At 55.4% G+C, this 19829-nt stretch carries 19 protein-coding genes and 1 pseudogene; 15 read left to right on the top strand and 5 right to left on the bottom strand.

The window, feature by feature from the left end; translation table 11 throughout:
- The first annotated feature begins 62 nt into the window (after positions 1–62).
- The 9 genes from HH1059_RS06790 (at position 63) to kdsB (ending at position 9520) form a co-directional block, all read left to right on the top strand.
- A complete protein-coding gene (locus tag HH1059_RS06790) occupies positions 63–1361 on the top strand; it encodes an alginate export family protein (RefSeq protein ID WP_096409459.1) in 1299 nt (432 codons plus the stop codon).
- A 55-nt stretch (positions 1362–1416) separates the two neighbouring features.
- Entirely contained in the window at positions 1417–3291 is a 1875-nt protein-coding gene (gene ggt, locus HH1059_RS06785; protein WP_162549414.1) for a gamma-glutamyltransferase, read from the top strand.
- A 40-nt stretch (positions 3292–3331) separates the two neighbouring features.
- A complete protein-coding gene (locus tag HH1059_RS06780; protein WP_096409456.1) occupies positions 3332–4174 on the top strand; it encodes an ankyrin repeat domain-containing protein in 843 nt (280 codons plus the stop codon).
- A 142-nt stretch (positions 4175–4316) separates the two neighbouring features.
- Complete coding sequence (locus HH1059_RS06775; protein WP_096409454.1) at positions 4317–4664, top strand: H-NS histone family protein; 348 nt, start codon at positions 4317–4319, stop codon at positions 4662–4664.
- A gap of 159 nt (positions 4665–4823) precedes the next feature.
- Entirely contained in the window at positions 4824–5435 is a 612-nt protein-coding gene (locus HH1059_RS06770) for a MotA/TolQ/ExbB proton channel family protein (RefSeq protein WP_096409453.1), read from the top strand.
- A gap of 36 nt (positions 5436–5471) precedes the next feature.
- Positions 5472–5891 (top strand): ExbD/TolR family protein, encoded by a 420-nt coding sequence (locus HH1059_RS06765; protein ID WP_096409451.1) that lies wholly within the window; start codon positions 5472–5474, stop codon positions 5889–5891.
- A gap of 59 nt (positions 5892–5950) precedes the next feature.
- Positions 5951–7747: a lipid A export permease/ATP-binding protein MsbA gene (gene msbA, locus HH1059_RS06760; protein ID WP_096409449.1), complete on the top strand. Its 1797-nt coding sequence runs from the start codon at positions 5951–5953 to the stop codon at positions 7745–7747.
- A gap of 2 nt (positions 7748–7749) precedes the next feature.
- The gene (gene lpxK / locus HH1059_RS06755; protein WP_096409448.1) at positions 7750–8727 is read left to right on the top strand and encodes a tetraacyldisaccharide 4'-kinase; all 978 of its coding nucleotides are present in this window, start codon (positions 7750–7752) and stop codon (positions 8725–8727) included.
- 10 nt (positions 8728–8737) lie between these two features.
- The gene (kdsB, locus tag HH1059_RS06750) at positions 8738–9520 is read left to right on the top strand and encodes a 3-deoxy-manno-octulosonate cytidylyltransferase (protein ID WP_096409446.1); all 783 of its coding nucleotides are present in this window, start codon (positions 8738–8740) and stop codon (positions 9518–9520) included.
- Between the two features lie 79 nt (positions 9521–9599).
- On the opposite strand, the gene HH1059_RS06745 is transcribed toward kdsB, so the two are convergent.
- The 4 genes from HH1059_RS06745 to tnpA all read right to left on the bottom strand — a co-directional run bounded on the left by HH1059_RS06745 (position 9600) and on the right by tnpA (position 12995).
- Positions 9600–10859 carry a PP2C family protein-serine/threonine phosphatase gene (locus HH1059_RS06745; protein ID WP_096409445.1) on the bottom strand — a complete coding sequence of 420 codons (1260 nt, stop codon included), beginning with the start codon at positions 10857–10859 and terminating at the stop codon, positions 9600–9602.
- Positions 10860–10887: 28 nt separating this feature from the next.
- Complete coding sequence (locus HH1059_RS06740) at positions 10888–12021, bottom strand: BamA/TamA family outer membrane protein (protein WP_096409443.1); 1134 nt, start codon at positions 12019–12021, stop codon at positions 10888–10890.
- An 85-nt stretch (positions 12022–12106) separates the two neighbouring features.
- On the bottom strand, positions 12107–12409 hold the full coding sequence (locus HH1059_RS06735; RefSeq protein WP_096409441.1) for an addiction module antidote protein: 303 nt from the start codon (positions 12407–12409) through the stop codon (positions 12107–12109).
- A 274-nt stretch (positions 12410–12683) separates the two neighbouring features.
- On the bottom strand, positions 12684–12995 hold the full coding sequence (tnpA, locus tag HH1059_RS13290) for an IS200/IS605 family transposase (protein WP_162549413.1): 312 nt from the start codon (positions 12993–12995) through the stop codon (positions 12684–12686).
- On the opposite strand from tnpA, the gene HH1059_RS06725 reads away from it, so the two are divergent.
- From HH1059_RS06725 to HH1059_RS06705, 5 genes and pseudogenes are all read left to right on the top strand, one after another.
- Positions 12951–13631: an RNA-guided endonuclease InsQ/TnpB family protein gene (locus HH1059_RS06725; RefSeq protein ID WP_162549412.1), complete on the top strand. Its 681-nt coding sequence runs from the start codon at positions 12951–12953 to the stop codon at positions 13629–13631. The two genes, tnpA and HH1059_RS06725, sit on opposite strands and share 45 nt — an antisense overlap.
- Positions 13632–13874: 243 nt before the next feature.
- Positions 13875–14114: pseudogene (locus HH1059_RS06720) on the top strand (addiction module antidote protein); the annotation flags it as partial.
- Positions 14115–14171: 57 nt separating this feature from the next.
- A complete protein-coding gene (locus HH1059_RS06715; protein WP_096409437.1) occupies positions 14172–14396 on the top strand; it encodes an addiction module protein in 225 nt (74 codons plus the stop codon).
- Complete coding sequence (locus HH1059_RS06710; RefSeq protein WP_096409435.1) at positions 14393–14683, top strand: plasmid stabilization protein; 291 nt, start codon at positions 14393–14395, stop codon at positions 14681–14683. The genes HH1059_RS06715 and HH1059_RS06710 overlap by 4 nt, the downstream gene beginning before the upstream one ends.
- A 279-nt stretch (positions 14684–14962) precedes the next feature.
- Positions 14963–17647 carry a DNA phosphorothioation-associated putative methyltransferase gene (locus HH1059_RS06705; protein WP_170112999.1) on the top strand — a complete coding sequence of 895 codons (2685 nt, stop codon included), beginning with the start codon at positions 14963–14965 and terminating at the stop codon, positions 17645–17647.
- Between the two features lie 164 nt (positions 17648–17811).
- Here the strand turns inward: HH1059_RS06705 and HH1059_RS06700 are convergent, their stop codons facing one another.
- Positions 17812–19008 carry a cysteine desulfurase family protein gene (locus HH1059_RS06700; protein ID WP_096409434.1) on the bottom strand — a complete coding sequence of 399 codons (1197 nt, stop codon included), beginning with the start codon at positions 19006–19008 and terminating at the stop codon, positions 17812–17814.
- A gap of 394 nt (positions 19009–19402) precedes the next feature.
- Here HH1059_RS06700 and HH1059_RS06695 point away from each other — a divergent pair, with 394 nt between their 5' ends.
- Positions 19403–19795, top strand: coding sequence for a DUF4870 domain-containing protein (locus HH1059_RS06695; RefSeq protein WP_096409432.1), 393 nt, complete (start codon positions 19403–19405; stop codon positions 19793–19795).
- Positions 19796–19829: the final 34 nt, after the last annotated feature.

Below are 19829 nucleotides of genomic sequence, written 5' to 3'. Positions count from 1 at the left end.
CAGTCCTGCGCGAGGCGGCATAAAAATTACAGCTACCTAATTGAGGCCGGGAGAGATCTATTATGCGTACAGTCACAGTGGCGATGGGCGGGGCGTTGGCGATAGTTCTGGTTAGCACTGATGCCGCAGCGGCGGAGCAGGGCGGTTCGGGTTGGGAGTGGGGCGGGGACTTTCGTTCTCGGGTTACCCTATTAGATGAGGTTCCTTACGTACATCCAGAGACCTCTGAGCACGCTGAACACAACCAACTGTTTAACCGTAACCGCACCCGCATCTGGACTGAATATGAAATCACTCCAGATGTCAGATTCCATGCGCGCTTGATGAATGAGTTCTTCTGGGGCGACCGTGGCCGTGATTACGGCGATATTCAGGAAGATCGCGAACCGTTGAGCGAGGTCCTCCCCGATCTGCTCTACGTTGATGTAGATAACCTTGCGGATGGCAATATGCACCTGCGCCTCGGTCGTCAGGAGATGATCTACGGCAACGGTCGCATTATGCTCAACGGCACCCCAAGGGACGGTTCTCGCACCCTGTTCGTCAACGCGGCCAAACTCAGCTTAGATCTGTACCCTGATCATCAAGTAGATCTCTTTGCAATCTATAATGAGGATGAGGATTCGCTGACTATAAATAGCCAATCCAGCCTTGATCTTATTGAGCATGATGAGATGGCGGTTGGCTTTTATGGGCAGAGCCAGGTGCCTGAGCAGTGGCCTTTTGAGTACCACTGGATTTATAAACACGAAGACCGTGACTCGGATTCAGCAGATTTTCAAACTATCGGCGGGCGGGTCTTCCCCACTTTCGGTGAGTGGTCGCTTAATCTGGAATTGGCGATACAGCAAGGAGAAAAGGGCGATCAAGATATTGCAAGTGAGATGATCGATGCCTCACTCACTTATCGCCCTCAGCTTGCAGGTAATTTAGAACCGGCGCTTAGTGGCGGTTACTACTACCTCTCCGGCAACGACGCTGACTCGGATGAGCGCGAGGACTGGTTTCCGGTCTTCTCGCGCTGGCCGCAATTGAGCGAACTATACCTATATTCTTTTGTTGGTACGGACCATGGTGTCGGCGGCTGGAGTAATCTCCACGCCCCGTTTATCGGTGCCGATATCGGATTGGGTGGCAAAACAAACCTAGAACTGCGTTATCATCTGCTGCTTGCCGATGAAAAAGACGGTCAAGGTGATGGCGACGAACGTGGTGGCCTTACTACAATAAATTTGGCCATGCAGTTTACTGAAGACCTGGAAACCCATTTACGCCTTGAGCATCTAGCCGTAGGAGATTACTACCCGGATGATGCCGAGGATGCCTGGTTTGCCCGGGCCCATTTACAATATAGCTTTTAAGGGAACCTCGCAAAACTTCGCCGGCGCCACCATCCGCCCCGGTGTGGAGGACGCCGTGAATCCATCCCTGGAGGCTTCATGGCGCCATCCCTGGCGCCAAGACCTCCACACCGGGGCGGATGGTGGCGCCGGCGAAGTTTTGCGAGGCACCCTTAAGCAGATTAAACATTTAAAATTTAAAGAAGTATTTGAGATGCCAAGACCCTGTATCGCTATATCGGGCTTAGTAATCCTGTTGCTAGTAGGTATCGCCGGTTGTAGCGGGCCGTCGGATGTCTCTACCGAAGAGCCAGAGTCCGCTGCGGCGAAGATGCAAGACGGCGGCGCTATGTTGGCTGCTGCGCACCCTCTAGCCGCCGATGCCGGTGAGCAAATCCTTGCCAATGGCGGCAGCGCAGTAGATGCCGCTATCGCTATGCAGATGGTCCTGACCCTAGTCGAGCCGCAGTCGAGCGGTATCGGCGGCGGCGCCTTTATGCTCTACCACGACGCCGAGACCGGTAAACCGATTGCCTACGACGGGCGTGAAGAGGCCCCGGCAGCGGTGGCAAGCGATATGTTCCTGGATGAGCAGGGCGCTGAGCTAGATTTTTTCGACGCCGCGGCGGGCGGTCAATCTGTCGGGGTGCCGGGCCTGCTGCGTATGCTTGAGATGGTCCATGATAAGCACGGCTCAATGGACTGGGAACTGCTGTTTAAGCCTGCCATCCAACACGCCGAGCAGGGCTTTAAGGTCTCGTCGCGGCTGCACTCTATGCTCGATCACGGCTGGCGTTTGGCAGATTTTAATGCCGCCTCAGAGTACTTCTTCACCGCCGAGGGCGAGCCGCTGCCCGAGGGGTATAAGCTGCGCAATGAAGAGCTCGCCGCCAGCCTGGAAAAGATCGCTGAGCAGGGGGCTGAACCCTTCTATACCGGTGAGCTAGCGGATGAGATAGTCGCTACGGTGCAGGAGAAGGGCGGTAAGCTCAGCCACGCGGATATGGCCGAGTACCAGCCGGCAAAGGGTGAGCCGCTTTGCACCGACTTCGTCGGCAACCAGGTCTGCAGCATACCGCCGCCGAGCAGCGGCGGCATCGCCACGTTGCAAATACTGAGCATCTACGCCCACGCCGCGGCCAAGCACGAGCCACAGGGCGAAGCCGATAAGGCGCACTTGCTCGCCGAAGCGTCGCGGTTAGCCTTCGCCGATCGCAACACCTACCTGGGTGACCCGCAGTTCGTTACGGTGCCGTTAGATGATCTGCTGGATGAGGAGTACCTATCTGACAGGGCGCGACAGATCGCTATGGACAGTTCCATGGGCGAGGCTGCCCCAGGGTTGAATGATGCTAGTGCTCGCTCCAGTGCAGACAGGACCCACTCCACGTCACACCTCGTAGCAGTAGACAAATATGGCAACGTGGTTTCAATGACCGCCTCGGTGGAGATGCCGTTTGGCTCGCAGATCATGGTCGGCGGCTTTATGCTAAATAACCAGCTTACCGACTTCGACTTTCAGCCCCGCGATGCTGACGGTAACAAGGCCCCTAATCGGGTTGAGCCGGGCAAACGGCCGCTTAGCTCTATGACGCCGGTGATTGCCTATAATGGCGCTGGCGAACCGCGCCTTGCGATCGGCTCTCCCGGAGGAACGCGGATTATAGGCTACGTTTCGCAACGGTTAATAGATATCATCAAATACGATAGTTCATTAGAAGAGGCTATTCAAACGGGGAACATCGTAAATCGTAATGGGCCGACTGAATTAGAGGAAGATACAGCCCGTGTTGCTTTAGCTGCAGAGCTAGAAGAACGTGGCCATGAGGTAGAGATTGAAGAGTTAAATAGCGGCCTGCACGCCATCTATATAGATGGCGAAGGCCGTTTACACGGGGCAGCGGATCCGCGCCGTGAGGGCGAGTGGCGGCGGGTCATTAATCACAGATAAAAACCACAGCTAGCAATCAAATTTTAGGAAGTCTCTAGAAATGTCGAATGAGGGAAGATTTAAACGGCTTTTGCGCTGGTTCGGTGTTCACATGTACCGCTTTCCGGTCCACAGGGCAGCGGGAAAATGCGACTGTGCCCGGCTGGATGCCGCTTTGGCTGCAGGCAAAGAGGTAAACACGCAAAAAAAATTAGGCTCGACGCCGTTAATGGTAGCCATTGCCCACTGCAGTGATACAGCAATTATAGATAGGCTTATTGAGGCAGGGGCCGATGTGAATCTGGCCAAACAGAACGGCACCACACCCCTTATGGTGGCAGCGCAGCTCAATCAAAATCCGGAGGTGACGCGAAAGCTTATTGAGGCTGGTGCTGAGGTCAATACAGCAAAGGCAAAGAATGTAATCCCGCTGATGATTGCAGCTTACAATAACAATGAGAAAGTTGTTGAACAGCTGCTGCGCGCCGGGGCGGACGTCAAGGCTGCCCGTAGTGATGGGGTGACTGCCCTGATGGCAGCTGCATTCAGCAAAAAAACCGAAGTCGTTAAGCTTTTACTCGAACACGGCGCGGACGTTAATGCCCGTAGCGAATCAGGGCTTGATGCGCTGATGATCGCTGCCGAGTATAGCTATGATGAGCAGATGACCAGGGCGTTAATAGATGCTGGTGCCGATGTGAAAGCCGAGCAAGAAAATGGCATGACCGCATTGATGATCGCCGCCAAGCTAAATGAGCCGTATATCGTTGAAATGCTTTTAAATGCCGGCGCCGATCCTGCTCACCGGGATAGCTATGGTAAAACTGCCTACGATTGGGCCGCTTCATATAACTCATCTGTGCGGGAGTCAGATGTCTATGAGCGTTTGTGTTTAGACGAATAGGCGCATTGTTTAAACCAAACGGTACTAAAAACTATGGCAAATCCTTTTGCCTCTTGTTAGACTGCGCTCAATTATAACTACCAAGTAGTTATGCGGTTCTTAACCTATAAAAGATGCAAATGTACACAGGAGATTTTTTGGAATGAGCGCAGAAGCACTTGAAAAAATCGAACACGCGGTTCAACACCTAGATCTTAATGAGCTAGATACGGCCAAACGCGTCATTGAGCGCGAGCATAAACAGCGCGAGAAAGAGGCGCGCAAGCAGGCTCAGGCTGAGATGAAGGCGGTGGCCGAGAAATACGGCGTTAGTTTACATGAGATAGTAGCCGGACAGACAAAATCTAGCGGTGGCAGCAAAGGTAAAGTGCCGCCGAAATACTGCCACCCTGAAGATCCTGATAAGACCTGGACTGGTCGTGGCAGGCGCCCACATTGGGTACAGAACTGGCTTGATGCCGGCGGCGATCTGGAAGACCTGCGGATATAATCAAGCAGCTAAAGGCTGTCTCTATCAGTCACTCTGTTAGATCGCCGTGGAGGCCTGGGTGCCAAGGATGGCGCCGTAGTTAGTGGACATCAGGGATGGTGCCGCATTAAACTACCGAGCGAATCTTTGCCCTGATTTCATACCACTTTTGAGGGATAGATGCTTGAGCTGATTCAGGCTGGCGGTTGGTTAATGTTGCCAATCCTGGCTTGCTCCGTGGTCGCCTTGGCGATAATAGTTGAAAGATTTTGGACTTTGCGCCAGAACCGCATCCTGCCCGAGGCCCTGCGCGGTCGTGCCTGGCGGCTTGCCTACGAGAAGCAGCTAGAGGAGCGTTACCTCGAAGCGCTGAAAGAGAGTTCGCCCCTGGGCAGGATCCTTGCGGCCGGCCTATATGCCTTGCCTCATGGCCGCTCGGCTATGGCCGAAGCGGTCGAGGATGCAGGAAGACACGAGGCTCACCGTCTTGAGCGATATCTAAATACCCTCGGCACAATAGCTGCTATAAGCCCCTTGTTAGGCCTGCTTGGCACCGTGATCGGCATGATCAAGGTCTTTGGTGCTATTAGTGCTGAGGGCATGGGCGACATGCCGGCCTTATCCGGAGGGATAGCAGAAGCCCTTATCACCACCGCCTCGGGGATTACGGTAGCTATACCGGCACTTATCGCTTATCGCTACCTGCGTGGTCTAGTCGACGCGCGGGTGGTTGAGATGGAGCAAGAGGCGATGCTGCTCATTGAGGCCGGTTCCAGTGTCTCGGGTGATTGATGTGCCTCGGGCGATTGATGTGCATGGAGGTTGGAGTTGAATCTGCGTCGGCGTAGCCGCAATGACGAGCCCGACATCAATCTAACGCCACTTATCGATGTCGTCTTCCTGCTGCTTATATTCTTCATGGTGACCACAACCTTCGTCCATCAAACAGGCTTGGATATAACCCTCCCGGAAGCCGACACAGAAAGGACTGATACACCTCCCGACTTGTTGGAGATAAGCATCGATGAGGGTGGTGAGTACTATGTCGCAGGAGAGGCCTTAGTTAACCGCGAGCTGGATACATTGATGCGCGCCATCCGTGAAGCCTTGGAAGACCAAGAGGTGAGCGGTGTGGTTATCCGTGCTGACGCTGATGCTCCGCACAGGGCGTTAGTCCGAGCTATGGATGGTGTCGGGCAGTTGGGTATAAGCCGAGTCTCTATCGCTACCATAGAGCCTGAGCAGTAACTTTCTGCCAAACGGAACCTCTAAAAGCTCACCACTGAGCTTACTGGAATCGCTGGATTATGAGCGCAAAAGCGGATAGTGAAGTAACGCCTCCACTCCCTGACTCAGTCGCCCCGGTGGCCGCGCGCGGGACATGGCCAACCTTTAAACGTCTTTTCATCGGCTATGTGCTGCCGCATTGGAAGTTAGGCATTATAGCCATTGTCGCTATGCTCGCCGTAGCCGCTACTCAGACTGGAGTCGTAGCGTTGGTAAGGCCGCTGCTTGACGACGGTTTTGTCGAAAAAGACGCCGCAACGATTCGATTCTATGCCTTTCTGCTGATCGCCTTCGTCGTCTTTCAGGGGGTGATGTTCTTTGTTAGCCACTACCTAAAGACCTGGATCGCGCGTAATCTGATTAAGCAGCTAAGAGGCAATCTCCATGACCGCTTGCTAGTAATGCCGGCGAGCGTCTTCGATAAGTTCTCCTCGGGGCGGTTAATCTCCAAGCTTACCTACGAAGCCGAGCAGGTCGCAGATTCTGTAACCAAGGCCGTACTGAACTTGATTCAAGATGGCGCCCGGGTGGTTTTCTTGGTTGGTTACATGATCTATCTGGCCCCTCTGTTGACCTTGGTAGTTGCCACCATTTTCCCCCTTTTGGCGGGCATCATGGCTTATGTAAATAAGCGGTTTCGCAAGATAACCAAAAAGGTCCATAGCGCTGTTGGCGGGGTGGGTAGCATCGCTGAAGAGAGCGTGCACGGCCATCAGGTCATAAAGGCATTTGGTCAGCAAGAGCGGGAATTGCGCCGGTTCGAAAAGGCCAATGAAGAGAACCGCCGTCAATACATGAAGTTCCTCGCAACCAAGCACGCAGCAGTGCCGGTGACCCGGTTCCTTGCTGGTATAGCACTCGCCGGTGTGATCTATCTAGCTACTATAGACGCCTTAGTGGAGACCATTACTGTCGGGACGTTCGCCTCATTTGCCGGTGCGCTGATGCTTCTTAATCCACCCATTAAGAGCTTGATCACGGTTAATGCGCGAATCCAAAAGGGTTTGACTGCGGCTAAGAGCGTCTTCCAGGTTGTTGACACACCGGCTGAGCAAGATAACGGTAGCATCAGCATAGAGAGAGCTCAGGGCCGTGTTGAGGTGAGCAGCTTACGCTTCTCTTATGATGGTGAGCACGAAGTGCTGCGCGGGATCGATATGCATGCCGAGCCTGGGCAGAGAGTCGCCCTGGTGGGTCCTTCAGGAAGCGGTAAGTCGACATTTGTTGCGCTGATACCGCGATTTTATGAGCCTACCGGTGGGCAGATCTGTCTAGATGGGGTGGTGTTGCACGACTATCGCTTGGCTGATCTGCGTCGTCAGATCTCCATGGTCGGTCAGAACGTAACCCTATTCAACGCCAGTGTAGCCGAAAATATTGCCTTTGGTGCTAGCGATAACGTATCTCAGGAGCAAATCAGGCAGGCGGCTCAAGCGGCAAATGCCTTGGAGTTTATAGAGCGCTTGCCGCAGGGGTTTGATACCCATATCGGCGAGGACGGAGTGTTGCTCTCGGGTGGTCAGCGTCAGCGTCTGGCCATTGCCCGGGCCCTGCTTAAAGATGCGCCCATACTTATCCTCGATGAGGCAACGTCAGCGCTGGATACCGAATCGGAGGCCTACATCCAGCAGGCGCTTGATCAGTTGATGACAGGGCGGACGACTTTTGTCATTGCTCACCGTCTGTCGACTATCGAGAATGCCGATAAGATAATCTTTCTCGAAGATGGGCAGATAAGGGAGCAGGGCACCCATAGCCAGCTCTTGGCTAAATCTGGCCGCTATGCCAGCTTTTACCGCATGCAGTTTGAGGGTTAGTCGTGCCCGCCTTTTGGTATACCGATAGTTTTACATCTCGGGCGCTTATCCCTGCTGCCGGATTGTATGGTGCAATAACTTCTCTGCGGCGTAAGGCCTATCGGCGAGGATGGCTGGAGAGCCTGCCGGCGCAGGTGCCGGTTATCGTAGTGGGCAATATAACAGTCGGTGGCACTGGTAAGACCCCCTTGGTGGCGTGGCTGGTTGAGCGTTTGCGTGAGCAGGGCTGGCGACCGGGCATAGTCTCGCGGGGTTACGGCTCGAGCGCTGGTAAAGGCCCCGTGCGGGTTAAACCTGCTTCTAGCGCTGATGAGGTAGGTGACGAGCCGTTGCTGCTCGCACGACGCACCGCCGCCCCGGTCTATGTTGGCGCTGATCGACCGGCGGCGGTAGCTGCTGCAGCTACGCAGGCAGGGTGCGATATAGTCGTAAGTGACGATGGCCTGCAGCACTACAGGATGCAGCGCAGCATGGAGATAGCGGTTATTGATGGTGAGCGTAGGCTTGGTAACGGCCGCCTGCTGCCCGCCGGCCCCCTGCGCGAAAGGGCTCAGCGCCTTGATGAGGTCGATCTGGTTGTGGTCAACACCGCCGAACCCAGTGAGGAGGAGGTTTCATTCAGCCTAACACCCGGGCGGCCGCAGCCGGTCATCAAAGGGGGAGCTTGCTGGCCTGGTGGCCCAGCCCACGCAGTAGCTGCTATCGGTAATCCGCAGCGCTTTTTCCGTACCTTGGCACAGCTGGGAATTGAGGCCGAGGAGCATCCCTTTGCCGACCACCATAAGTTTGGCGCAAATGACCTAGCATTTGCCGATAACGGTGATAGCAAGCCAATCATCATGACCGAAAAGGACGCGGTGAAGTGTGCTAACCTGCCGCAAAGCGATAGGTGCTGGTATCTGCCGGTTGTGGTCGAACCGAGTAGTGAATTGGCAGAGAAAGTTGATGCGCAACTTCATAAACAATCTACAAGTTATTGAATAAAATAATATGTCTACGGCAAGCGTCGCCTTTATAGTTGTTATTCCAGCCCGCTATGCAGCTAGCCGCCTACCAGGTAAACCTTTGCTTGAGGTTGGTGGTTTACCGATTATTGAGCATGTCTACCGGCGCGCCACGGCGAGCGGTGCCCAACAGGTGGTGGTTGCCACAGATGATGAGCGCATAGAGAAGACTTGTCACGGGTTTGGCGCCCAAGTTTTAACAACCAGTCCAGATCATAGCAGTGGCACCGAGCGCATTGCCGAGGTGGTCGATAGGCTCGGTATTCCTGATGAGAGCATTGTAGTTAACCTACAAGGCGACGAACCGCTCATGCCGCCCGATTTGCCTGCCTTAGCGGCATCACGATTGGCTCAAGATAGCGATGCGGATATTTCTACCCTCGCGGTGCCTATTGAAACTGCCGCCGAGCTAAAAGATCCATCAGCGGTGAAGGTTGTATGCGATAACCGGGGCCGCGCTCTCTACTTTAGTCGTGCACCTATCCCCTGGGAACGCGAGGCGATGCTGCAGATCAGCGATGCTCAGGTCAATGCCGGTAACTGGCTGCGTCATTTGGGTCTCTATGCTTATCGGGCTGGCTTCCTGCGCTGCTATCCGAATCTAGAGCCAGCCCCAGCCGAGCGCTTAGAGCAGTTAGAGCAGTTGCGTGCCCTGTGGCACGGATACTCAATACAGGTGGCCGTCACCCGGCAGAGGCCGGGGCCGGGGGTGGATACAGCTGATGATATCGAGGTGGTTGGCAGATTGCTCAAGGATTACCAAAGCTAGCTCATCATGGCGCCATCCCTGGTGCCAAGATCCCCACACCAGTTAACCAAATGGTTCAGGAATAACAGATAGAGGCGTCCTACTGCTGACTTAGCATCGCCGATAGATTATCAAAATCAAGCTCAAGGAAGGTTATGTCATCAATGTCGCGGCTGTTGTGCTCGCGCGCATCCTCCATGAGCTTTACTACCGCATCGAAACGCGCCTCGCTAGGGCTATCGCATAGAGTATTCTCCAGGCCCTCTATAGCCAGCATACTGCCATCTGCCGTGCGCGACTCAACAACTCCATCCGAGCATGCGTAGAGGCGCGATTTGGCCGGCGGTAAATGGTACTCTAATCCGGCTGCTTGGATGCTAGTCGATGATACGATTCCCAGCGGTAGCCCCTCGGAGGCGAAGTGGGTAGCTTGGCCCTGTGCAGAGATCAGCAATATGCTCGGCAAGCCGGCGTTCCATATGGCCAGATGGATACCGTCATCACGCAGGCTGACCTCGATTAAAGCTGCGGTTAGAAACATATCGGGGGGCAGGTGCTTGTGCAGGTGATCGTTGAGCCTACCCAGGATCTGCTCCGATCCTACCCCTAACTCGATCTGGTCGTAGAATTTGCCGGCTAGGGCGGGAACTCCAACTGCTGCGCCGATGCCGTGGCCGGTGAAATCACCGAGCAAAAAAAGTAGGGCACCGTCAGAGGAACGCCTGCCAGCCAGAAGCAGATCGCCACTGAGGCGCTCGGCGGGCCGGTAGTAGTGCCTCACCCCGGGGTTGCCCAGCACCTCGTTTTGGGTCGCGCAATTTATGACTCGGCGGGCAATCTCCTGCTCGGCATCGACTTGGCTCTTTGCCTTGCGCAATTCCAGTTCGTCCAGGGTCATCGCGGCGAGTTCAGTCAGGTTAGCGAGCTCGTCAGCGCTGATACCCTGTGGCCGGGGCTGTTTGTCCTGCACGCAGAGCACGCCGATATGCAGGCCGTCGTATGTCGTCAGGGGGACGCCGGCGTAAAAGCGAACATGAGGAGGGCCGGTGACTAAAGGATTATCGGCAAAGCGGGGGTCTTCGTGGGTGTCGGGGACTATCAGCGGGGCGCCCTGGAAGACGACATGACCGCAGAACGAGATGCCCCGCTCGGTTTCACAAGCATCCACTCCGCACGAGGATTTGAACCACTGCCGGTCGCGATCGACCAAGGTAATGGTCGCCATCGGGACTGAAAAGAGCCGACATACAAGCCTTATAACCCTGTCAAAGGCCTCTTCAGCCGGGGTGTCGAGTATGCGGTATTCATACAGCGCCGACAGGCGACGCTCTTCATCATTGGGTAGGGGGGCTTGTAACATCAGCGGATCATAGCAAATTAGAAATAGGCTAAAAAGCTTCGGTGAAATTAAAGTAGACCCCGGGGCTCTCGCCGTCCTCGGCATCGCCTGTAGCAAACCCGTAGGCTATATCCAAGCGTAAGTTGATGCGCATATCCTGCTGTAAGGCGTATCTGATGCCGCCGCCTACGCCGTATTTGAGGTTGTCGTCCGATATATCATCAAAGTCGGGAAAGACATCCCCGGCGGCGGTAAATACCGTGCCTTGCCAGCGGCCCTGGATAGGGAAGCGCACCTCGGCCTGCCCAGAGAGGTAGAGTTGATCCATGTACCTGCCGCCAGCGTAACCTCGTAATGTGGACCCAGAGCCAAGACTAGGCAAGAAAGGAATAGGGGCGCCATCAGAGGCGTACTCACCTTGTATCTCCAAAGCCAAGGCCCCTTCCCGGCCCAGGGGCAGGTATAGTCGCTGCGAAAGGTCGTAGCGCTCAAATGCTTGGTTAGCGCCGAGATCTTCCGGGTAGGCTAGGGCTCTGAGACTGGTCTTGGAGCCATGACGGGGAAAGAAAGGGGCATCAGTGCTATCTCGATTGATCTGGATACCGACCCCGTGGAAGGTGTCGCTCATCTCAAGGTTGTTATCTGAATAATACTCTCTTATCAGCCCCTGATCATCATCCTGAAACTCGGTGATTTTAGAACGATTGGCTTCAAACACGCCGCCGACGTACCACTCATTGCCCATCCAGCGCTGCAGCGCCAGCAGATTGCTATGCCGTTCATAGGTATACTCTTCCTCGTCTTCCTCGGGCGTGGTAGCGCCTATACCGTAGAAATCGCGCGGGAAGTTTTGGGTTGTGGCGTTATTACTAACCTTCCACAGGCCGCGACCGATAAACCAGGATGCACCAATAGAGGCCATGTGCTGATCTTCCTGAGTATAAAGAGCGGTAACCCGTATAGTATCGGTGCCCGAAACCCCCGTTTGCAGTTCACGGGAAGAGAAATAGAGCATGGTGTAGCTAATGCCGGCCCCTGTATCCGGGGAGTAGAAGGCGAGGGGCAGATAAATCGTGCCACTATCCCTCTCGGCTTGGCTTAGTGGGGCGAAGACGAGCAGGGCGCTGAATAGGGCAACGCGCACTGCTCGGCATTTATCACTGAGTGAGGATAGGTAATTCATAACGCCATATTAGACCATATAAAATCCACTTCTTGACCCCGGTTCTCGTTCTCGCGCACAAGCGGAGCCGAAACCGGAAAACCCGTTAGACAGTGGGCTTTTCGTCGTGGGGCCGTGCTGTCAAGTCCACGCCCAAAGCACGCATCACTGCAAGCATGTTTTTCAGAGTCGGGTTGCCTTGTTCACTGAATGAGCGGTAAAGCTGCTCGCGGGAAAGGCCGGTTTCACGGGCCAATTCCGTCATGCCCCTGGCACGAGCCACGACGCCGATCGCCTTCGCAATGTGAGCGGCATCCCCGGTTTCCAGGGCATCGGCAAGAAACACCGCAATGGCCTCATCACTCTCCAGGGCCGCCGCCGGGTCGTAGTCGTAAATCTTGTCACTCATGACGCCTCCCAATGGGCTGCCAGACGTCGCCCGGCAAGCCATTGGCCAGCCGGAAGACACGGGCCGCGATCAATGCCTTTGCATGTTGATCACGGAGCTTGCGTTCCCACTTTCGGTAGGTCTCTGTCTGTTTAACGTCAAACATGGCACAAGTGTAGTTTGAACACTACATCCGCACAAGCTATTTCTGGCTACCAAAACGCGCCGCAGTGCTCCGCCTATAGCCGCGCAGCGGCTTAGGGGGTGGTGAAGCGGCGCATGGCGCGCAGCGCCATTACTCTGGGGCTTTCTGTTGTTCGATGTACTGCTTCAAGACCGACAGCGGCGCACCACCGACGGTAATGATGCAGTAGCTGCGACTCCAGAATACCGGTTTGCGCCAGTAATACTGTTGAAGATGCTCCCCGAACTCCTTGCGGATGAGCCGGGAGGTCACCGTCTTTAGATTGTTGACGAAGGCGGAGGGGGCGGTGCGCGGCGTCAACTCCAAGAGCAGGTGCAGATGGTCGGGCTCGACTGGGGCTTGGAGACCTTCGCCACTGTGGCGACCGCGCAAGGTGCCGAGACCATCGATAACCCCCGCCACCTTGCCGGCACCTTGGATGCCATCCGTGGCGTACAGCGCGAGATCTCCCGCAAGGAGGAGGCGGCCAAGAAGGCGTCGGGTAGGAGTCGGGGCTTCCCCATCTCCAACCGGTTGCGCAAGGCGTACGATGAGTTGCGCCGGCTGCACCGTAAGGTGGCCAATCAGCGCCACGACTTTCTCCATCAGGTCTCTGCCCGACTGATCAACGAGTTTAGTGCTTTGGGCCTAGAGGCGCTGAGCATTCGAAACATGACCGCTAACGGCGGTCAATATAAACGGGGCTTGAATCGCAGTATTCTTGATGCCGCTGGCGGGGCCTTCCATCAATTGCTCAAGCTCAAAGCGGAAGAAGCTGGTGCTTGGGCGGTGGAGGCCCCGACGCGGCAGATCAAGCCCTCACAGACCTGTCACGCCTGCGGGCAGCAGGAGAAGAAACCGCTCGGCCAGCGCTGGCACAGCTGCCCTTGCGGCGCGTCCTGTTCACGGGACGAGAACGCCGCTCGGGTGCTGTTGGCTTGGCTGGAGCGGAGTTTATCCGGTCGGGAACCGGCCGATGCGTGGAGGGAGGTCAGACCGGGTCATCCTTTGGATGAATCGGCACTCCCGTCGAAGCGCGAAACTCACGCCATAGCGTAAGCTTGGCGGGAGTAGTTCATCAGACTCCCACGGTTCAGAGGGTGAACTCGGCATACGCTTGGGCACTTGACCGGGATCAGTGTGTGCGTTCATCGTCGCGTGTTGAATGGCGTAAGGCAGCGGCAGTAAAGCATGGAGATGATTCAGTCGGGATGCGGGCGCAGGAGGAATCCGTGGGTGTTAGATTGCGGCGGGATAGTGTAGCGAAAAGCGGCGTCTGTATAATCCACTGCTGCTCTTGAAGATGAAGATCCGAATGTATTCTTGGCGGCAGTGGGAGATGTAGCAAAGGCACGAGGAATGGCCCAACTTGCGCGAGAAGCGGGGCTTGGACGAGAAAGCCTGTACAAGGCGCTTACCCCAGGAGCTAAGCCACGTTACGATACAGTTCTGAAAGTAATTCGTGCTTTGGGCGTGGAGACGCACGCATCACCAATACATCAAAAATGCGATCCCAACAAGGCGCTTCAACGGACGCGCTGACGCGCGCCGTTGAGCATTGCCGTTCGGCAGTAAGAGACTTTCGATGAGAGGTTTTGGATGAATATCAAAGATCTGATTCAGGATGCAGAGGCTCTTCCGGTGGAGGAGAGGGCGCTCGTAGTTGATTCGCTCCTTCGCAGCCTAAATCCGCCGGAATCGAAGATTGATGAGAAGTGGGCGGCGGTGACAGCTAAGCGTTTGAAAGAGGTTCGCTCCGGAGCGGTGGAGAGCGTTCCTGGTGAAGAGGTGTTTGCAAGGATCTGGAGGGACCGGGCTGAATGAGCTTTCATCTCCATCCTGAAGCCGAGCGCGAGCTTGAAGAGGCTGTCGAATATTACGAAGGGATCGAGCCAGGCCTCGGATATGACCTCTCCGTTGAGATCTATTCAGCAATTCAACGCGCTGTCGCCTATCCACAGGCATGGCCGGTGTTTGATGGAGAAGTCCGGAGGGCGTTGGTGCGAAGATTCCCATATGGGGTGCTTTACTCCGAAGAAGAGGGAACTCTTCTTGTGATTGCCGTGATGAACTTGCACCGGGCCCCTGGGTACTGGAAGGGGCGTCGCTGACTGCCGAACAAGGCCATGCAGCCGACGCTCGTTCCTCGCGCGGCTGATGGCTGACGTTATCGCGCCGAGCAAAGCTCGGCGTATCTTGCGGGGTGAAAGTCCCCGTCGGGTAAGGGTTTGCCACCCACCCGTATCGAGTCTTGGACCTGTGACGGAGTCCTCAGGCCGTGGCATGCAGGAAGAACTATAGCGCCGGGGCGGATTTCACGGATTCAGGTATGCGATAATTCATATTATTAAACTGGTAGGATACAATCCAAGATTGCGAGCAAATTAACTGTGCCTAGATCAAGCAGCCTGGGCAAACGTATCGGGCGGCGCGTCTATCTGCATATCGAGACCATTCCCGCACTCGATGAAGAGCAGCGCGCAATTTGGGAGCATGCCATTGAGCAGGCTTCTGCCGCAGTAGGGGTGCAAAGCGGTGAGCACTTTAACGTCGTCCGCCTTGAGTTCGTGCCTCAGTACGAAGGTGGCGCTGTTTCCAGCATCGAGTCGGCAGAGGAAGAAAAGGCGGATACTCTTGCTGCTGTCAGCGAGATAGGGCTGCTTCACTACCCGGAGTTTTTTGCCGATCCCTTTCCCGCCCTGGCCGAGAGTTGGCGCTATGTCCCGGCAAACGGGACGTTAGGTCATCGCAGCTATCGCGACTCGTTAAACCCGCCAATCTTGCACCGTAAGGAGCTGCTGCTTAGCCCTGATCACCCCGAATATGCTAACTATGCGGCCTTGACCGAGGCTGCCGAAGCAATCGGCCTGTTCGATAATACTACCCGCATAGGTTACCGCCGGCAGTGGTTGGGGTTGTTGCGCGAAGCCGGCTACCGTATCGACGGCCATGCCCTAGTACCTATCGGCCCCGAGGAGCGCGAGAGCTGTGATCAAGGCGTCGATTGGCAGGCAGAGCGGCAGCGCACAGCGCTCGTTCGCTACGGTTTCTCGACTCCGGTACAGGCCCTGGCTAGGCACGGTTTTCTCGATGGCACCTATAGCCTATTTGACTACGGCTGCGGGCGCGGCGATGACATCCGCGGCCTGCACGAAAATGACGTGACAGCGAGTGGCTGGGATCCTTACTACGCGCCCGAGGAGTCGCTTGAGGAGGCCGACCTGGTCAACCTCGGTTTCGTGATCAACGTCATCGAAGACTTCGACGAGCGGCTGGAGGCCTTGCTCGGCGCCTGGTCGCTGACTAGGAAGCTGCTGGTTGTGGCGGTGATGCTGGCTAATGATAATGATCGGTGCGGCGAGAGCTTTCGTGATGGCGTCATAACCCGGCGGGGCACTTTTCAGAAGTACTACACACAAGGCGAGATTAAATCTTTCCTGGAGCGCGCCCTCGATGAAGAGCCGATCCCGGTAGCCCCAGGGGTCTTCTACGTCTTTCGTGATAAGGAGCTGGAGCAGCGCTTTCTTCTCGATCGTTATCGCAGCCGAGGGCGGCCGCTGCGTTCTCCGGGGCTGCGCCCATCAGCAGCACAGGTGCCGACCGAGCAGCGCCGCCGCGAGCGAGCACAGCAGCGCGCTGCGCAGCGCTATGAGGCCTATCGCGACTCGCTAGAACGTCTCTGGGAGCAGTGGCTTACTCTTGGTCGGAAACCGGATAAAAATGAAGCAGAGAACTCGGTCGAGCTAACCGAAGGTTTCGGTTCTGTTAACCGCGCCCTGCGTTTTATCGAGGAATACCGGCGCAGGGAACTTGGCGATGAGCTCTTTGAGCAGATGCTTGTCGAGGCTGAGGATCGGCGTGTAGCTGATTTAGAGGTCTATTTCGCCCTGCTGCAGTTCGAGCGGCGTCAGTCGTATCGGCAGCTCGACCCTGACCTGCGCCGCGACGTGCGCAGTTTTTTCGGCGATTACCGGGCTGCTCTGGCAGCCGGCCGCGAGCGCCTATTGCAGATTGCTGATAGCGAGGCGATTGCTCAGGCCTGCCAGGAAGCGGCAGAGAATGGTTTAGGGCGCCTGCACTGGGAGCAAGAGCTGCACGGCTCACTGCAGCTACACAGCAATCTTGTGGAGCGGCTACCGGCACTGCTGCGGATATATGTCGGGGCCGCTGCGCTGCTTTACGGCGACTGGCGCAATAGTGATCTGGTCAAGATCCATATCGGTTCTGGCAAGCTCTCGCTAATGCGCTTTGACGACTTTGACGGGCAGCCACTGCCGCGCATGTTAGAGCGGGTCAAGATTAAGCTGCGCGAGCAGGACTTTGACTACTTCAGCTACGGCGAGGAGTATGAGCCGCCGTATCTATATTGGAAGTCCCTCTACATCCACGAGGAGCACCCCTACTATCCCGAGCAGGCTGCCTTTGATCAGGCCCTTGATGATCTCGGTCTCTTTGACATGTCCGGCTATGGACCGCCGCCGCATGTGCTGCGCGATACGCTTGCCCGGCATCGCTGGGAGATCGACGGCATGGAGCTGCGCCGCTCGCTTACACCGCCGCAGCTAGACGACCCGTGTGGCAGTTTTTTGACCTTTAGGCAGTTTATCGAGTGTGGTGAGACGTGGCATAGGCTAGCGGCGGAGCAGGGCATCGATAACCGCCCACAGCAACCGGAGAGCTGGAATGCGCTGCTTGATCTTGCCGAACAGGTGCTTGATCCGGTGATCGACTGGTTCGGCATGATCCACCTGACCTACGGTTTTGCCTCAGCGCAGCTGACCAAGCATATCCCGGGGCGCATAGACCCAAAGCGCGATCAACACGCCGCGCATGAAATCAACCGGCGGGGTAATTTGATCTGTCCGCGGCTAGGGGCGGCGGTTGATTTTATTGTGGAAGATGAAGATATGTGGGAGGTTGCTGAGTGGATAGCGGCCAATACCCCATTTGATCGACTTTATTTCTATAACTCCGAGCGACCGATCCATGTCAGTTATGGCCCTGAGCACAACCGGCAAATTGTCTGGATGCGCGAGGGGCCGTCAGGTAAGCGGGTGCCGAAGGTGGTGCGGTAGGGTTAATCGGATGGGCGTCTCGAAAAACCTCTCCGGGGCCATTAGTTGTCCCGGTGTGGAGGACGCCGTTAATCCATCCCTGGAGGCTCCACGGCGCCATCCCTGCCGCTAAGACCTCCATACCGGCACAACTAATGGCTCCGGGAAAGTTTTTCGAGGCGCCCTTATCTCATTTGCTTGACCCGTTGCGCTGCATTACTGATAGCTGCAGCAGCGTAGTCTATCTCAGCCTCGGTATGCTGACGCGAAAAGCTCACTCTGACTGCGCCGTATAGGGGATCCCCCTCCACCCCCATGGCACGCAATATCGGCGAGGGGTCAAGAGATCCTGAAGAGCAAGCTGATCCAGAAGCTATGGCGATCTGCTCGCGGGTCTGATTAATCAGTACGCTGCTAGGTATACCTGCAATAGCAAAGTTAATTATATAAGGGGAGCTGTATTCGAGCGGGGTGTGGATATACATATCTATGCCGGCATCCTGCAGGCACCCGAGGAAACGCTGACGCAACCCGCTAACGTGCTTAAGATCCTCTGCTCGGCGTTGCGCAGCTAACTCTAACGCCTTACTTAGGCCGACGATCTGATGGGTGGCCAGGGTGCCGGGACGCAAGCCAAATTCCTGCCCACCGCCAAAGCACAGCGGGCGGATTGGCAGACGTTGGCGATCGCGGATGATTAAACAACCGCTGCCTTTGGGGCCGTGGAATTTATGGGCCGATAGCGAGAGCATATCTATGCCGCTCTTCGCCATATCGATAGGCATCTTACCTGCGGCCTGTGCAGCATCTACATGAAGTATCACCCCATGCTCGGCCGCAATGGCGGCTATCTCTTCGATCGGTTGGATGGTGCCGACCTCATTGCTGGTATGAATCAGTGAGATCAGGACGGTTTCCGGCTTTATCGCCTGGCGAAGAGACTGGGGATTGATGCGCCCGTCGGCTGCCGGATCAAGGTAAGTAACTTCGGTACCAGTTTGCTCGAGCGCGGAGCAGCAGGCGGCTGTAGCACTGTGCTCAATTGTTGATGTAATGATATGGCGTTTTTGCTCAGGGGCGTGTAGTGCGAGCGCGTCCATGACGCCGCGCAGGGCTAGATTTATGCTCTCGGTTGCCCCGCAGGTAAATACTACTTCGTCTGGTTCGCAGTTAAATTCGTTGGCGATGAGCGCGCGAGAATCCTCTATATACTCCTCGGCCTGTCTACCCAAGTTATGCTCAGTGGAAGAGGGGTTAGCGAAGTGAGTGGCATCGTTGAGTACAGCACTCATGGCTTCGCTAACCAGCGGGTCTACTTGCGTGGTAGCTGCCGTGTCGAAATAAATCGGCAATTGAGGCGGCTGGTAACTTTTTGTATACATTTAGTAAGGTTAATCTTTAACGTGTTCCGTAATGTAGCTGTTATCTGAGTAGGGTATCACAGGACAGCTTATGCACCGGGGCAGCAACTAAATTGACTCGGGGACATGGCTTTGGAGGCACGCCGCTGTAGTGGATGCTTTGGTGATTTCTCAGAGGCTAGTGGGCCGCGCAAGGTGTATAGTGAGCTCTTCGATAGATAGGGGGAGTTCCCTTTCCCCTGTTATTCAGAGCATAGCAAGTGCAGCGTAATACATTTACTTTGGTTGATTTTTGGACAGGGAACTCCCAATAGGCTACTAGTTATGTTTTCAGTTTATGTTTACAGTTTGACAGGCCGTTACGATTTGTGCTATTAATCTCGAGTCGAGAATTTGTCTGAAAAGGAGTTGTAGCATGGTAGATACAAATCAAGCACCCGAGAGCGGTTCCACGGGAAGCCCAGATTCTACAAAAAAATCCACTGACACCCCCTCCAGAGAGGAAAGAACCTGGGGATTGATTGCCCATATTTCAGGCTTGGCCAGTTTTTTGGGGCCTTTGATAGTATGGCTAATCAAACGTGAGGAGATGCCCTTTGTCAACGATCAGGGCAAAGAGGCGCTGAACTTCCAAATAAATATAGCTATAGCTTATATCATCTCTATGTTTTTGGTAGTCATAGCCATTGGCGTAATTCTCATGCCCCTGGTTGGCTTAGCATGGCTTATCCTAATGATTATGGGGACGGTCAAGGCTAACAACGGAGAGTGGTACAGATATCCGTTTATTTTCAGAATCATAAAGTAATAGAAGAGATTTTGGGCCGTGGCCTGAGCTGCCC

Origin of the sequence: Halorhodospira halochloris (assembly GCF_002356555.2) — a bacterium.
GTDB classification, from domain to species: Bacteria; Pseudomonadota; Gammaproteobacteria; order Nitrococcales; family Halorhodospiraceae; genus Halorhodospira; species Halorhodospira halochloris.
This window is presented reverse-complemented; position numbering and strand designations above follow the sequence as displayed.